At 42.6% G+C, this 14952-nt stretch carries 13 protein-coding genes and 2 pseudogenes; 4 read left to right on the top strand and 11 right to left on the bottom strand.

The window, feature by feature from the left end:
• The first annotated feature begins 47 nt into the window (after positions 1-47).
• Positions 48-923, top strand: coding sequence for a prohibitin family protein (locus K08M4_RS19495; RefSeq protein ID WP_157665763.1), 876 nt, complete (start codon positions 48-50; stop codon positions 921-923).
• Positions 924-1253: 330 nt separating this feature from the next.
• Here K08M4_RS19495 and K08M4_RS22365 read toward each other — a convergent pair.
• Positions 1254-1503 (bottom strand): annotated as a pseudogene (locus K08M4_RS22365) (hypothetical protein); the annotation flags it as partial.
• Between the two features lie 33 nt (positions 1504-1536).
• On the opposite strand from K08M4_RS22365, the gene K08M4_RS19485 reads away from it, so the two are divergent.
• A complete protein-coding gene (locus tag K08M4_RS19485) occupies positions 1537-2736 on the top strand; it encodes a hypothetical protein (RefSeq protein ID WP_086051098.1) in 1200 nt (399 codons plus the stop codon).
• Between the two features lie 167 nt (positions 2737-2903).
• On the opposite strand, the pseudogene K08M4_RS22030 reads toward K08M4_RS19485, so the two are convergent.
• Positions 2904-3070: pseudogene (locus K08M4_RS22030) on the bottom strand (IS110 family transposase); the annotation flags it as partial.
• 69 nt (positions 3071-3139) lie between these two features.
• Here K08M4_RS22030 and K08M4_RS19480 point away from each other — a divergent pair.
• Entirely contained in the window at positions 3140-3484 is a 345-nt protein-coding gene (locus tag K08M4_RS19480) for a hypothetical protein (RefSeq protein ID WP_232460249.1), read from the top strand.
• Between the two features lie 288 nt (positions 3485-3772).
• On the opposite strand, the gene K08M4_RS19475 is transcribed toward K08M4_RS19480, so the two are convergent.
• On the bottom strand, positions 3773-5344 hold the full coding sequence (locus K08M4_RS19475; RefSeq protein ID WP_086051518.1) for an EAL domain-containing protein: 1572 nt from the start codon (positions 5342-5344) through the stop codon (positions 3773-3775).
• Positions 5345-5636: 292 nt separating this feature from the next.
• Here K08M4_RS19475 and K08M4_RS19470 point away from each other — a divergent pair, with 292 nt between their 5' ends.
• Entirely contained in the window at positions 5637-6077 is a 441-nt protein-coding gene (locus K08M4_RS19470; RefSeq protein ID WP_086051097.1) for a lysozyme inhibitor LprI family protein, read from the top strand.
• A 101-nt stretch (positions 6078-6178) separates the two neighbouring features.
• Here the strand turns inward: K08M4_RS19470 and K08M4_RS19465 are convergent, their stop codons facing one another.
• From K08M4_RS19465 to K08M4_RS19430, 8 genes are all read right to left on the bottom strand, one after another.
• On the bottom strand, positions 6179-7180 hold the full coding sequence (locus K08M4_RS19465; RefSeq protein WP_086051096.1) for a substrate-binding domain-containing protein: 1002 nt from the start codon (positions 7178-7180) through the stop codon (positions 6179-6181).
• Between the two features lie 152 nt (positions 7181-7332).
• Complete coding sequence (gene rbsK, locus K08M4_RS19460) at positions 7333-8277, bottom strand: ribokinase (RefSeq protein ID WP_086051095.1); 945 nt, start codon at positions 8275-8277, stop codon at positions 7333-7335.
• Between the two features lie 227 nt (positions 8278-8504).
• Complete coding sequence (gene rbsB / locus K08M4_RS19455) at positions 8505-9383, bottom strand: ribose ABC transporter substrate-binding protein RbsB (protein WP_012600805.1); 879 nt, start codon at positions 9381-9383, stop codon at positions 8505-8507.
• 121 nt (positions 9384-9504) lie between these two features.
• Positions 9505-10491, bottom strand: a complete 987-nt coding sequence (rbsC, locus tag K08M4_RS19450; protein ID WP_017082395.1) for a ribose ABC transporter permease — start codon at positions 10489-10491, stop codon at positions 9505-9507.
• Positions 10488-11993 carry a ribose ABC transporter ATP-binding protein RbsA gene (rbsA, locus tag K08M4_RS19445; protein ID WP_086051094.1) on the bottom strand — a complete coding sequence of 502 codons (1506 nt, stop codon included), beginning with the start codon at positions 11991-11993 and terminating at the stop codon, positions 10488-10490. The genes rbsC and rbsA overlap by 4 nt, the downstream gene beginning before the upstream one ends.
• Positions 11994-12107: 114 nt before the next feature.
• A complete protein-coding gene (gene rbsD, locus K08M4_RS19440; protein ID WP_086051093.1) occupies positions 12108-12527 on the bottom strand; it encodes a D-ribose pyranase in 420 nt (139 codons plus the stop codon).
• Between the two features lie 279 nt (positions 12528-12806).
• Positions 12807-13121: a winged helix-turn-helix domain-containing protein gene (locus K08M4_RS19435; protein ID WP_086051092.1), complete on the bottom strand. Its 315-nt coding sequence runs from the start codon at positions 13119-13121 to the stop codon at positions 12807-12809.
• A gap of 455 nt (positions 13122-13576) precedes the next feature.
• Positions 13577-14620: an endonuclease/exonuclease/phosphatase family protein gene (locus K08M4_RS19430; protein WP_086051091.1), complete on the bottom strand. Its 1044-nt coding sequence runs from the start codon at positions 14618-14620 to the stop codon at positions 13577-13579.
• Between the last annotated feature and the right edge of the window lie 332 nt (positions 14621-14952).

Raw genomic sequence — 14952 nt, 5'->3', positions numbered from 1 at the left:
TTAGTATTGACTATTTACACATATAATAAGTTGGTTGGTATAAAAACATGAAACAAGCTGTAGAAATGAAGAAATTTAACTTACCTATTAAGAAGGCAGCTGCCGGAATTGCCGTTGCTTTTGTTCTCTTTAGTTCAGTTTATACTGTTAATGAGGGGCACATTGGTATTGTTAAGCGCTTTAGTGAAGCGAAAACACAGGTAAGCCCGGGTTTACATTTTAAAGTTCCGTTTATCGACAGCGTTGAAGAGATTGAAGTTCGGACACGCAAGAATGAAGAGAAAATGGCCTCAAGTACAAAAGAGCAGATGCCAGTCACTGTCGTCGTATCCGTTAACTGGACGGTAGATAAATCTGCAGCGTTAGATCTTTTTAGACAGTATGGCGGTCTTCCGCAATTTGAAGCTCGTATTCTTGACCCTAGGTTTAGATCGGCAACCAAGGATGTTATTCCTAAGTATGATGCAGAGCAGTTAATTCAAGATAGAGCGAGTGCTATTCAGGCGATTGAATCCAATTTAATTGAAGAAATGGCCGCGTTTCCAGTAAGCGTAGATAATATACAGATTGAAAATATAGCCCTACCCCAAAAATACCTTACCTCAATCGAAACGAAGCAGACTGAGAAAAACTTAGCAGCTGCCGAGAAACATAAACTGGCTAGACAAAACTTAGAAGCTCAAAGAGCCGTAAATACGGCAAAAGCCGAAGCTGATGGTATTGAGCTTATCGCTATAGCTGAAGCTAAGGCGATTAAGTTAAAAGGTTTTGCTGAAGCAGAAGCGATTAATGCAAAGGCCAAAGCTCTTGGGGATAACCCGTTAATTATTAAACTGACCGAAGCTCAAAATTGGGACGGAAAGCTACCAGCAACAATGTTGGGCGGTGAAAATATGCCGATTTTAGATATGAGAGCTAAGTAGCATTAGAGAATTAAAGGTAATCCTAATTCAGAAGGGGTGAGATGTTGCACAGTCAGCATTTACCCCTGAAGCTTGCATAAGCCCAAAGTCACTTTGTTAAGCAAACTGTACGATTAGGTTTGAAGGGCACATCGTGTTGAGGTTTCTCTCAAGGCGAGTGAGGCCAAGGTAAGGTTGTGATAGTCATCTTATCAAGCCGTTAGTCATTTGCTGTTTATTGTCGCCATGTTTATTATTATTCCACAAATGCCCCCAGCCTTGTTCTCGTTGTCTTTCTGCTAAGTGAGTTGGCTCAAGCTTTACACATGCCAAAATCAATATTAAAAATACGGCCGTATGACCTAGTTTATTTAGTGTTCTTGTCCAATATTGTGCATTGTCACACGCTTCAACGCCTATACGCATGAATGGCGTATTTACTATTGTAGTCAGTAGGTTAAAGTGGGTGATGCTTTATGAAGCAGGACTTACTATTTTGGCCTGTGGTATGAGGGCTAAAGTGGTTTTTAGCTAGGTCGATACCGTAGAAATAGGTACCGCATAAATGTGGCAGAACCTCGAAAGGGGGGATCCATGTCATTCGTAATATGGATTTTAACATCGAGGGTTTTGAATGAAAGCAGTAATCGGAAGTCTAAAGAGGTTTTGGAAACGTTATAAAGAAGAAAATCCAACTATACAGCTTAGTGTTCCATTTGTGGGAGGGTTCGCTGCGAACATTCCTTTAGTTGAAAAAGGGAAGATAAAACGGACTAGAACTGGAATAAATGCTCAAGATAAAATCGGTCTTTTTGTCGAATCTAACACTAATAATTTGGTTAAATTCTATAGTCAATATGAGTTAGAAAAAGAATATAAATTCTGTCGCGCACCATATGCTGAAACCATACCTCTAAGAAAAGGAAATAAAGGCTTTTCTTATGGAAAAAATGTAGATGATTTAGAAGTGTGTTTTATTGACGCGAAATACCAGGTTCCCGACTATTTAAAAGAACATTCAGAAAAAGCAGTAGAACTATTTAAAGCCTTAGGCAAGATAAAAATTGATGATACATCAGGCGAGTGGCAAAACGATTACTCAATACGTATCACTAATTTTGATATAACGGAAAACAAAATTCATATCCAACCAGCTACTTACTTTGATCAAGTCGCAACGAATCTAACTTTAGATTGGGCTTCTGGTGTATTAGGGGAAGACCCATTACTAACGATTCGAAATGATTATGAAAAAGCTCATAATGGTCTAATTACTCCTCTAAGATCATCAATACTTTCAAATACTCTAGGTGTGGCTGCTATTGTCGTTAATCCAAATACAAAAGAAGTACTGATACCCATTCGTGGGAATGAACAAGCTATAATGGATAACGGCCTAGGTAAATTCCATTGCTCTGCATCTGGGGTTTTTGCATGGAATGAAAATGATACTATTACGAATACCTTATCATTCGACTTTTTCTGTAAAGGAATAGAAAAGGAAATAAAAAGTGAAATTGGACTTAGACCAGATCAATATAGCCTAATACCGCTTGCGTTTACAAGGGAGCTCGTCCGAGGAGGTAAACCCCAGTTATTTTTTATTGCTGAAACTACATTAGATATTGCTAGTATTCAATCTGAAATGAAAATGGCGGAGGAGAGTTGGGAATTTATTAGTATTGAGAGTGTTGATGAAAGTAATCCACTTTATAAATATATCGAGTTCCCTTTAAATGCCCCCCAAGATATGTTCACATATGAAGGATGGATGGCCATGAAGATTGCAATGGCATATTTTTATAGAACAGAACCACCTTTCAACGCATGCTAGCTGATATCCACATAAACGAATAAGGATTAAGGCTTCAGGCTGGCAACACTAAATCCCTGAGTGTTGAGCAATCCCGGCACCATTTTATTAAGTAAACTGTACGATTAGGCTTGAAGGGCACATTGCTTTGAGGTTTCTCTCAAGACAAGTGAGGCCAAGGTAAGGTTGTGATAACCACCACAGGCCTCACGCTTATACGCATGAGTGACATATTTGCTATTGTAGTCCGCAATTTAGAGTGGGTTACCGAGTTATGAAGTATGACCTTACCATTTTGGTTTACGGCATGAAGGCTAAAGTGGTTTTTAGCTAGTTAGATAGCGCAGAAATAGATACCACATAAATATTGTAGAACCTCGGAAGGGGAAATCCATGTTATTCGTTATATAGAAAGGGAGGTAGAGTGCTAAATCGTATTGCTAAGTTGTTAATGCATTTATTGGCTTCATCTATAACGGCTTTTTTGGCTGGGATTTTGAGTGTAATTCTAACGATGATGGGAGGCTTTCTAATAATTCCTGCTTTTCAAACTTGGTTTATCATGAAGTATCAAAGAGGGAATGTTTTTATATCAAGTATGATTGCGTTTGCCCCTTGGGTTGCCATTCATTTTTATGCAATCGATCAGCCTAATCTCACTCAAGTGGTAATCAATCTAGCATGTCAGTCTGCAATTGCTGGGATTATTTTATACGGACTTAGATATCATGCATATCCGAAAGCTATGGATTATTGGTCAGGTAGATAACTTTGTATAACAAGTAATTAAGAGTGAACCCAATTCGAGTTACCACACTCCTAGTTGTGGGCTAACATGCTTCAAATTAGAATGTCGCGTGCTCAGGGACAAGGAGCTTATCCAAGCCCCTGAACAAGAAGACGATCAAAATGCCAATTCTCAGTAGCAGCAGGCTAGGCTCCAGTTTGATTTGAAGTTTCTTTTCCATGATATTCCTTGTGATGCACCAATGATGCGATGAATTAAATGTTTATCAAAGGATATCTATAGTCTTTGTGTTATATTTTTTTCAGTGCCTTATGTAGCAAGAAATGTCTGGTTTGTTTGTTTCTCAACGTTATCTGATTCAAAATCTTGCTGTTTGATCAAGCTAATGGCGAGACTTATTGGCATAGGTTTATAGAAGTAGAAGCCTTGGATGTAGTCGACGCCTAGTTTCGACAAGATCTTCAGTTGTGACTCGTACTCAACGCCTTCAACTATGACTTGCATGCCTAAGGTGCGTGATAGCTGAAGCATGGATTCTAATAGTGGGATACCAAAACTGGATTCGTCGGATATGTTTTTCACGAACACGCGATCAATCTTGAGAATAGTGAACGGAAATTGCCTTACAAAATCTAATCCTGCGTAGCCAGTGCCAAAGTCATCTATGGCAATTCTCACACCAAGATCAGATAGCTTTTGCAAGTTGTCCTTAATTTTGACCATATCGGCATCAGAACACTCACCATCCTCTGTCACTTCAAAAACCACCTGCTTGAGAATTTCAGGGTGTCTTTTAAAAATGCTAACAACCTTATTAGTGAAGTTACTGTTTGATACAACGTTTCGGCTGATGTTGACGCTGATGTACTTTGATGCAAACACCTCTTGATTACTTTTCAATGTCGTTAACACTTCATGCAGCACGAAATAGGTCAGCTTCTCAATCAAGCCTAAACTTTCAGCCAATGGAATGAAGATAGCAGGGGAGACGTTACCTTCAATTGGATCGTTCCATCTCAATAATGACTCACAGCCTACGATTTTATTGGTGCTTTGATTGACGATAGGTTGCATGTGAACATGTAGGTGTTTGTTTTTCAGAGCACTGGATAGCGAATATTCTAAGCTACGTTGGCTTTGTTTTTTATGCTTGAGGGAAAGGCGAATAATGGTCGTAATTCCGGCCATAAGGAAACCAAACCATAAGTTATTCAGCATGAAGTTAATATAATAGTGATTACTAATGTATGAGGTGACGGCAAATGGGTAGATGTCTGATTGTATCCGCACTGTCGCGTTGTATGAGCCGAGGTCGGTAGGGTGAATATCTCTTTTGATCACCTCAACTTTAGAGTTAATGCCATGGCTACTCAAATTAGCTTCTACAAGCTCAAAGATGAAGTGTGGAGGAATCATCAGGCTCACTCCTGAGCCTTCCTTGGTCGAGAATATCAGCATGATGGATTGCACCTTACTAATCGCTGAATTTGAATACGATAAGGTGGTTAAATTTGGGGCTTCATTGAGTCGCTGCCTGATGGTGTTATATAGGCGAAATGAAACTTCACCATCGGTGGTTGAACAGTAAAATAGGCTCTCCTTGTTGAACACCGCGGCTTCTTTCACCCAATCGGCTTCAAAAACGCTTTGTCGAAGTTGTCTAACAATCGCGTCGCAAGGCTGATCTGGGGTGATTTCAGATAAAAAACGGTCGAATCTTGATTGAATTCCTTCTAACCTCGTCTCTACTAACCTCGATGTGTCTTCGGTTAACGTTTGGTAATGAGATGGCGTCAAAGGTATGAGCAGTGCCATGAAAAAAAAGAAAGAAATGGCAAAGAAGAACGAAGTTTTGGCAAAATGCTGGTACTTGATATCCATATTAAGAGAAGCGTGACCGATTGGTGTGTGCATGCAACTTAATTTATAAATTTAGCGATAATAACGCAAGCTTATGCGTAAATAGTGTGAACAAAAGTCTGAGTTATTGATATAAATAGCGTAACGCATGGTCGCACTATAGAAATCAGGATGTTAGCCGTACCTTCTGTTTGATGATGACGTGATGAATTTTTGTTATTGGGGCTAAGTTGAATGGCTGAATACTAGTCCGTTTTTAAACTAATCGATAATATTGCTATTCATTTTGGTGGTGACAGCATTAAGGATGTTTATGAAAAGACTTATATCAGCACTCATATCTGTGTGCTTTTCATTCTCTGCACTGGCAGGTGAAAACGTTGTTGATTGTGAGAATGCAATGACTACATTGGATATTAATCACTGTGCTGCAATTGAACTAGAATCCGCACAAGTGGAGCTTGAACAGTACCTTGAAGCCAGCTTTGAGCACAATGCTTATGATGAAGAGCTAGTGACTTCTATAAGAGCTGCTCAAGAGAGTTGGCTGGCTTACATGTCGGCCCATTGCGACTCTGTTTACACTCAATGGCGTGATGGTACCATTCGAGGGGTTATGGCGCTTTCTTGCAAGATAAGGTTAACCAAGCAGCGTACACATGAGGTATGGGCGAATTTCTTGACCTATATGGACAGCACGCCAGCAGTTTTACCAGAACCCAAGCTGCTGAAGTCGACGAGTGAAACGCAATAGAATCGAAAAGGGCAAGGTTAGATAACCTTGCCCTTTGTTGTGTGGGTCTGTTTCTTCAAGCTGTTATTTAGAACAGTTACTTAGATTTGTAAGAAGGCGCTTTAAATGGCTTTGACGCTGCTTCGTTCAACTAACGTTGGTTCTAACTCAACAACTTGCGGATACGCATCTGGTGTTTTGAGTCGGTTCAAGAGAGTATCTACCGCAGCTTTACCTAAACGGTGCTTTGGCTGGTGGATAGTGCTCAAAGCAGGGGTCATGTACTTCGATAAGTGGATGTCATCGTAACCAATGATCGAAAGATCGTTTGGAATCGACGTGCCATCTTGTGCGGCAGCGTGAATCACACCCATTGCCATCATGTCATTACTCACGAAGATTGCCGACGGCATTACGCCTCGGGTCTTTAGTGTGTGGTATGAGTCAAAGCCGCCATCGCATTCGAAGTTGGATTCAACAATCCATTTAGGATTGATCTCTAGCTTTGCTTCTTCCATTGCTTGCTTGAAGCCTTGATAACGAGAAGAGGCTTGATTGCGGTGAAGTGGGCCGGTGATACAACCAATCTGAGAGTGGCCGTTGTCTATCAAATGCTTGGTCGCCATGTAGCCACCTTGGTGCGAGTTGTCTTGGATCTTATCACTCGCGAACAGCATTGGGCCCCAGTCCATGACCACAACAGGTAGTTCTGGATAGCGTTCAAATACGTCAATATGCTGTCCTTCAAGGGTTGAACACATCAACATCAAGCCATCGACTCTCTTTTGTAGCAAGGTATCGATAGATGACTTCATACGGTCGCTGTCGCCTTCTGTATTACACAAGATAAGGTTGTAGCCTTTCTCATAACAACGACGTTCAACACCTTTTACTACTTCGCCAAAGAATGGGTTTGTAGAGGTAGTAACCAGCATACCCAAGGTTTTGGTTTGCTTCATTTTCAAGCTGCGAGCCAATGCAGACGGTGCGTAGTTGAGTTCTTTAGCCGCACTGTTAACACGCTCAGCAATCTCTTCACTGACAAAACGTGACTTGTTGATCACATGGCTGACGGTTGAAGTAGAAACCTTTGCTAGCCGAGCGACGTCTTTCATTGTTGCCATAAAAAATCCTTGTGGGAGTAACTTGCCACGTTGCGCGATATTCTGCCCGAAAACAGGGGCTTATGCTTGTTATTTGTTGTTACCGAATTTGAAGGCTAACATCCGTTAACTACGGTTTAGCTCAGGAGTTAAGCCTTCAAATGGGTCTAAAGTTAGGCAGATAATTGCTCTGATAAAAACGCATCGGTTTCAGAACGGTTCGGAATCGACGTTTGAGCGCCAAAGCGAGTCACTGAAATTGCTGCCGCGGCATGAGCAAACTTAATCGCGCGCTCAAGTGGCATATCTTCAAGCAAGCCTGTCACCAATGCGCCGTTGAAGGTATCACCAGCAGCAGTTGTGTCTGTTGCTTCAACGCGGAACCCTGCAATGAGCTCGCCTTTGTCGCCTGCATTACCTTGACCGCGATGACTAACCCAAACGCCTTTAGCGCCAAGTGTGATCATTACCGTCTCGATGCCTTTAGCATGCAAAGCCAAGGCTGCCTGATGAGCGGATGCGCTGTCCGTCACGGTAATGCCTGTCAAAACTTCTGCTTCGGTTTCGTTGGGTGTGATCACATCAACGTAAGCAAGCAATGAATCCGATAATGGACGAGCAGGTGCCGGGTTTAGAATAACTTGAGTGCCACTCTCTTTTGCTACTTTTGCTGCGTATTCAATGCCTTCAATTGGCGTTTCAAGTTGAGTTAGAAGGTATTTAGCGCCGCGAATCTTCTCTAGGTGTGGTTCGATTTGATCGCAAGTCAGCTTGTTGTTGGCTTCAGCAGAAAGGCAAATGCTGTTTTCACCTGCTGCAGATACTTGGATCATCGCGATGCCTGTAGGTGTGTTTTCTGCAACGATCACACCATCGATGTTGATGCCGTCTTTGGCAAAGTCTTGACGAATATTGATGCCAAATGGGTCGTCACCGACACAGGCGATAAAGCCGATATCTGCGTTTAATCTTGCGGCCGCTACGGCTTGGTTTGCGCCTTTGCCGCCAGGGATGACCTGATAGTTACCGCCAATCAAGGTTTCACCCGGACGAGGGAAAGAAGGAACTTGCAGTACGTGGTCAGCGTTAACGCTACCTAAAACAATCAGTTGAGTCATGATACGAGCCTTATGATATATCGTATTTGAAAATGCATGGGTCTTTCTCATGGTGTTGAGTGCGCTCTCGTTTGTGAGCGGTATGAGAAACAGCGATGCACTGTCGGAGTTTTGCTTTTTGTCTTGAGTCAGTGAGCCAATGAGCAAGTGAGTTAAGAAAGCAGGGGATAGGGGACCCCTGCTTAATTAGGTCAAGAGTTAAGCTAAGTTAGTTGGTAATAGATAAGTTACTTAGCGATGATTTTTAGAGCTACTGGTACGTACTCGTCTACTGTCTCGCCTTTCAGTACTTTGTCTGCTATTTCAATACCTAAAGAACCGATTAGGTCAGGCTGTTGTGCAACCGTTGCGCCTAGTAGGCCGCGGTTAACAGCAGCGATACCGTCTTCAGTGCCATCAAAGCCAACGATCATCACTTCTTTACCTGAAGCTTGAACGGCGCGAAGAGCACCTAGTGCCATTTCATCGTTTTGAGCGAATACCGCTTGTACATCTGGGTTAGCAGCAAGCAAGTTTTCCATTACGTTCAGACCTTTAGTACGGTCGAAATCAGCAGGTTGGCTTGCAAGAAGCTCAAGGTCGCTGCCGTTTACTGCGTTCATGAAGCCTTCGCCACGTTCACGAGCAGCCGATGTACCCGCGATACCTTCAAGTTGGATTACTTTCGCTTTCTCGCCCACTTTTTCCATGATGTAGTGACCTGCCATTTCACCGCCAATTACGTTATCAGAAGCAATGTGGCTCACTACGTCACCACGGCTTGCACCACGGTCTAGTGTCAGTACAGGGATGTTTGAACGGTTAGCAATGCGAATCGCGTTAGACACAGCGTCTGAATCCGTTGGGTTAATCAGGATTGCTTTCACACCACGAATGGTTAGATCTTCAATGTTCGAAAGCTCTTTGCTTGGGTCGTTTTGAGAATCAAGAACGATAAGCTTGTAGCCTAGCTCTTCAGCTTTCGCTTCTGCGCCATCTTTCATGGTTACAAAGAATGGGTTATTCAATGTAGATAGAACGATTGCCATTGTATCTTGCGCCTGTGCAGACACAGATACTGTTGTAGAAAGAAGAGCAGCAGAAATAAGAGTCGCTAATTTTTTCATGGTGTAAGTCCTTTATGTAGGGTGAGCTAAGTTGGATAACCCTAGCTCGTTGTTTCATTATTTATAGATTTAATGTTTATAGGTTTGTTACTGATAGATTTTTTTAATATAAAACAGAGTTTTACTTGTTTTTGTTGTCGACTAATACCGCCAGAAGAATAACCACTGCTTTTGCAATCATCTGGTAGTAAGAAGATACGTCTAATAGGTTTAGGGCGTTGTTTAGGAAGCCGATAATCAGTGCACCAATCAATGTACCCATGATGCGACCACGACCGCCGGCTAAGCTTGTGCCGCCAAGAACCACGGCTGCGATGGCGTCTAGCTCATAACCCATACCTGCGGTTGGTTGAGCTGATGACAAACGCGATGCCACGATGATGCCTGCCACTGCTGCCAATAGACCACAGATTGCGTAAACGCCGATTTTTACTTTGTCTACATCAATACCTGATAGGCGAGTTGCTGATTCGTTGCCACCTAGAGCGTAAACGTAGCGACCGAAACGTGTGTGGTTAAGTAGGTACCATACCGCTGCGAATACCACGACCATGATCCATACCGGAACTGGGATGCCCATTGCGTAGCCTGTACCGAACCAAGCGAACGCGTCTGCTGTGTCTGTGAAGCCTGTTGAGATAGGGCGACCATCGGTGTAAACCATGGTTACGCCGCGAAGTAGAGTCATAGTCACAAGCGTTGCGATGAAGGCTTGAACCTTACCCTTGGCGATAATCACACCACTGATAGCGCCTAATGCTGCACCGGCTACTAGAGCGGTTGGCACTGCGATCATCACTGGGATTTCCATGCCAATCATGCTGGCTGCGAATGCACCACAAAGAGCCAGTACAGAACCAACACTCAAGTCGATCCCCGCGGTTAAGATAACCAGCGTCATACCTACTGCGATAATCGCGTTAACCGAGGTTTGACGCAGGATATTCAGAATGTTGTCGACCGTAAAAAAGTTTGGGTTTAAGAAAGAAACGACAACAATCAGGAAGATCAAAGCAATCAATGACTTTTGATCAATCAGCCACTCTTTGCTGATTAACGGTTTTTTCTTTGGAGCTTCAGTTGTTTTGCTCATGGTTTTAGTACTCATGCTGCGTCCTCGTTGATCTTTTTACCGACCGCACACGCCAGTAATAATTCTTGGTTTGCTTCTTTAGCATCAAATTCACCGCTTACACGGCCTTCATGCATCACCATGATGCGGTCACTCATTCCTAACACTTCTGGCATTTCAGATGAAACCAAAATAATGCTCATGCCATCGGCTTTAAACTTATTAATGAGTTGGTAAATCTCTTTCTTGGCACCGACATCGACACCACGCGTTGGCTCATCGAGAATCAGTACTTTTGGTTTGGTCATCAGGCCTTTAGCGATCGCCACTTTCTGTTGGTTACCACCAGAAAGGTTGCCAATAATCTGTTCGCGAGTCGGGGTTTTGATGTTGAAGAGCTTGATGAAGTCATCAACCGCCATTACTTCGTCTTTATGTTGGATTTGACCTTTCTTAGTCAACAGGTCAAGTGAACATAAAGACATATTTTCTTTTACTGAAAGACCTAGAACCAAGCCATCGCCTTTACGGTCTTCAGAGATGTAAGCAATGCCATTCGCCAAGCCATCTTTCGGACTTACAGGGTTGATGGTTTTGTTTTCTAGGTTGATGACGCCGCGCTCACTTGGAAGGGCACCGTAAATCACTTTCATCAGTTCGGTACGACCTGCGCCCATTAGGCCAGATACACCCAGGATTTCACCGCGCTTTAGCGTAAAGCTCACGTCATGAACACCAGAACCAGTCAGGCCAATCACTTCAAGGCAGGTTTCACCGTGGCTCTGGCCAATACGTGGATATTGTTCGTCTAGCTTACGGCCAACCATCATCTCGATCAGACCATCTTCGTCGGTGTCTTTTACTTCACATTGACCAATGAACTTACCGTCACGAAGTACCGTGATGTCATCACAAATCTCAAAGATCTCTTTCAGACGGTGAGAGATGTAAACAATGCCACAGCCTTCATCGCGCAGTTCGTTAATCACCTTAAACAGAGACTCAGTTTCGGTATCGGTTAATGCATCAGTCGGTTCATCCATGATGATGACCTTAGACTCAAACGATAGGGCTTTCGCAATCTCTACCATTTGTTGCTCACCAAGGCTCAACTGGCCCAAAGGTGTTTTCGAGCTGTGTTTCACGTTAAGACGTTTCAGTAGCTTGTCGGCTTCTTGGTACATCTCGTTCCACAAGATGCGACCCATGGTGCCCGTGATTTCACGACCTAAGAAGATGTTCTCGGCGATGGTTAACTCAGGAATTAGGTTCAGTTCTTGGTGAATGATACTAATGCCGGCTTGTTGTGAATCACGCGGTCCTTTAAATGCCGCTGGTTTACCTTGGTAGGCGATAGTACCGCTGTCCAAGTGATAGATACCCGTAAGCACTTTCATAAGCGTTGATTTACCTGCACCGTTTTCTCCCATTAACGCCATTACGCGTCCTGGATAAACGTTGAGGCTTGCCTTATCCAGTGCTTTCACACCAGGGAAGGCCTTCTCAATTGAGCTAAGTTCTAAAATGGCTTGAGTCATGTCGGTTCCTTTACTCGGGGCCAGTCGTATTTGATTGTTCTGTATATGTATTGTTTTTGGTTCAGTGATAACACTGAGCTGTCGTTACGCTTAGGTTCAAACGCTGAGCTTGAATTAAAACGTTACGCCAGCTTGGAAAATAACATTTGCGTATGGCGTGCATTCACCGGTGCGAATAACCGCGCGGCTTTCATGCGTTCGCTCTTTGAGTTCTTCATGAGTGATGTAAGTAATCGCAAGAGGTTTGCCACAATGTGCTTCTTCTGTCTTGATTAAATCAATCAGTGCGGCGTGGTGTTCTGGGCTGACTTTCGCAAACTCTTCTGCAATCACAACACCTTCAATTTGAGATTCATCCAGCATGGTTTTTACTGTTTGTTGAAAACTTGGGATACCGTGAGTCAGAGCAAGATCAATACGAGTTACGTGATCTGGAATCGGCAAGCCCGCGTCACAAATCGTGATTTCATCTGTGTGGCCAAGAGTCGCCACTAAGTAAGAGAGTTCAGAATTAATTAGAGTACTTTTTTTCATATCACGACCTATCGAAAAATAACGCTTGATGGGTTGAGAACAACTCAAGAAAAGCCATCGAAACGTTTCGATAGTGATAATAGTGTCTGATTTATCATTTGCACGTTTGATTGTTTTAGAGTGTGATAATGATCATCGAAACGTTTCGATGGTGCGTTTTTTAGTGATCTTAGTCAACGCTATTAATTGCATAAATACGTTCACTTTGGAGATGTAACGTGTGTGCTAAGGCTTTTCGCTCACACAGTTTTGACACAATGTATTGTCGCTTAAATTTACTTAAGTGGGGTCAACCGACAAAATGTAGCCAAACTTGGTGATTGTGGTTATTTGAATGTTTGGTGTTCTTAAGCGTGTAAAAACATTACGTAGATTATAGATGACGTTAGCAAGTATGTGAGGAGAGGTGAGTTCCCCTTGCCAGCACATATCAATAATATCTTCCCTAGAAACGGGATCCCCTAGATTTTCTGCTAGTAAACAGAGGACTGAAAGCAGATGAGGGCGTAAAGTAATCTTATTTCCCTGTTTATTCGTAATCGTTCGAGAGTCAGTATCAATGATTAAGCCGTTGAGCTCTATTGTGTGGTTCATCGTGTTTCTATTCGTCTTATTCTGAATGGTGGAGATTAAGTTAAGTCGTAAGCTACTAAAGCGTTCGAATTATGCTAAATCACGTCACTCTTGAAAGTAAGCTTGCGTAAGTGCGAGGTGAAAAAACATAAAAACCAGATGATTTGAAAGGGAATTGATTGCTGGAGTAAATGTGAAATGTTTTTATTTCGTTTTTATTCAGTGGTTTATTTTGTTTTAACTAATTCTGTTGGCTGAGGTTATAAAGTAATTATATTTTTATTTATTTTTTGTTTTCTGTGAGCTTATTCTATTCAGAATTCGACGAGGTGTCGGAGAACCCTTACAAGACTATGCTGCAGTGGGGCACAATCTTGATTTGAAATAAGTCAGGTCAGCAGAATGAACAACAAATTTATCAAAGCATCGCGATGATATGTGCAGCGGCTGCAAGCTATGCCATTCACATACGAAAGCTAAGCTTCACGAATATGAGCGGTGACAGCAACGATGGCATGATCGGTGCTGAATTGGTCATGCTCAAAATTAGGGTTAATGAGGTGATGGTCTAACACTGTGTAGCTAGAGATCTCCATCAAGCTCGATGAGTTCTGACAATCGAACTCGTTGGACATCAAAATGTAGTCCAGCACAGAACCAGAAGCGCCGTAGTAATGAGTTGGTTTGCGCTGCTCTAGTAAGTCTTCTTCATGCAACTGATGATAGAGATCCCAGCTGTCTTTTAAGCGGAAGTGCGATAACCAATGTTTGCTCGCATCATCTCGATTCAATGAATAGCTAAGAAGCCCTTTGAATTCATCGTGAAACAGTGGTTTGTTAAAGTCACCCATTAACACAACTGGCTGGTCGGTTCGGTAGCGCTGATTTGTGATGAATTGATGCAGCATTTGTGCTTCTAGGCCGCGCTGAACGCTAGATAACCAAGATCCAAGTTGTTCTTGGTGGAAGCGAGTGAGCGTGTCACTTTGTGGCTTTTCGCCTTGCTGAGCGTAGTCTGCATCGACAGATTTTGCTTTTGGTTCTGTCGGGCGTTGTGATTTGAAGTGCACCACATAACAGTCGGTCGAACCTAAATGGGGTAACGTAATCGTTGCGTGAACAGGTGTTCTGTTGAAGGAAAAGTTGTCACCAAGGTTGAAAGCCGAAAGCAACTTTGAATCTGGCGTAACAGGCTGCACGTTTTCTATCGGATAACGGGAAGCAATACCAACGACAGGTGAGGTGTATAGGTAATCATCTTCAACGTGTGCGCTATCGACCACAGCAAAGTATGGATAACCTAGCTCGTTCATCAATTGCTCTAAAGAGTGCGGGCTAAATATTTCTTGAAAGCCAATCACATCACAATCTAATGAACCAATCGCTTCGGCCATCCAATGTTGCTTCTTTTGCCACTCTTCGAAGCTGTATATGTTCTCAAAATCATAATAAGCATTCGGTGGCTCGAGATAGTTTAAAAGATTGAATGTTGCGAATGTTATGTGGTTTGGTTTGTTCAAAGTGTCATTCCATCTAGACCTAAGCAGCAAGGATACTCCAGTAAAGTATAGTTTGTTGGCTATTTGGAGGTTAAATTTTACTTTCAAAGCGAATCAAAGGGAATCTAAACCGTGGAGGCTTATGTCATTCTCGCTAGAGCAATCTCCTTCCCCCGTTCTTTCCAGCGCCACCAAGCTAATTAAATGAATCAAAGCAATCAGCGCCAACTGCATCCAATAACTTCGAGCGGTGACGAGTTAATTGTAAATAAACCGTCAGAGATGAAGTGCTGATGGTTTTATTAGTTATTACATGATGTTGGATTTGAACCTATACTTGATTTAACGGCATG

This window comes from Vibrio syngnathi, from assembly GCF_002119525.1.
GTDB classification, from domain to species: Bacteria; Pseudomonadota; Gammaproteobacteria; order Enterobacterales; family Vibrionaceae; genus Vibrio; species Vibrio syngnathi.
The sequence above is the reverse complement of the archived record's forward strand: the minus strand, read 5'-3'. Positions and strand labels throughout refer to the sequence as shown.

Coding starts and splice junctions, on each gene's coding strand:
- rbsD (WP_086051093.1), bottom strand. CDS start 12,527: ATGAAAAAAAGTACTCTAATTAATTCTGAACTCTCTTACTTAGTGGCG.
- K08M4_RS19495 (WP_157665763.1), top strand. CDS start 48: ATGAAACAAGCTGTAGAAATGAAGAAATTTAACTTACCTATTAAGAAG.
- K08M4_RS19470 (WP_086051097.1), top strand. CDS start 5,637: ATGAAAAGACTTATATCAGCACTCATATCTGTGTGCTTTTCATTCTCT.
- K08M4_RS19475 (WP_086051518.1), bottom strand. CDS start 5,344: ATGGATATCAAGTACCAGCATTTTGCCAAAACTTCGTTCTTCTTTGCC.
- rbsK (WP_086051095.1), bottom strand. CDS start 8,277: ATGACTCAACTGATTGTTTTAGGTAGCGTTAACGCTGACCACGTACTG.
- rbsA (WP_086051094.1), bottom strand. CDS start 11,993: ATGACTCAAGCCATTTTAGAACTTAGCTCAATTGAGAAGGCCTTCCCT.
- K08M4_RS19485 (WP_086051098.1), top strand. CDS start 1,537: ATGAAAGCAGTAATCGGAAGTCTAAAGAGGTTTTGGAAACGTTATAAA.
- K08M4_RS19465 (WP_086051096.1), bottom strand. CDS start 7,180: ATGGCAACAATGAAAGACGTCGCTCGGCTAGCAAAGGTTTCTACTTCA.
- K08M4_RS19435 (WP_086051092.1), bottom strand. CDS start 13,121: ATGAACCACACAATAGAGCTCAACGGCTTAATCATTGATACTGACTCT.
- rbsC (WP_017082395.1), bottom strand. CDS start 10,491: ATGAGTACTAAAACCATGAGCAAAACAACTGAAGCTCCAAAGAAAAAA.
- rbsB (WP_012600805.1), bottom strand. CDS start 9,383: ATGAAAAAATTAGCGACTCTTATTTCTGCTGCTCTTCTTTCTACAACA.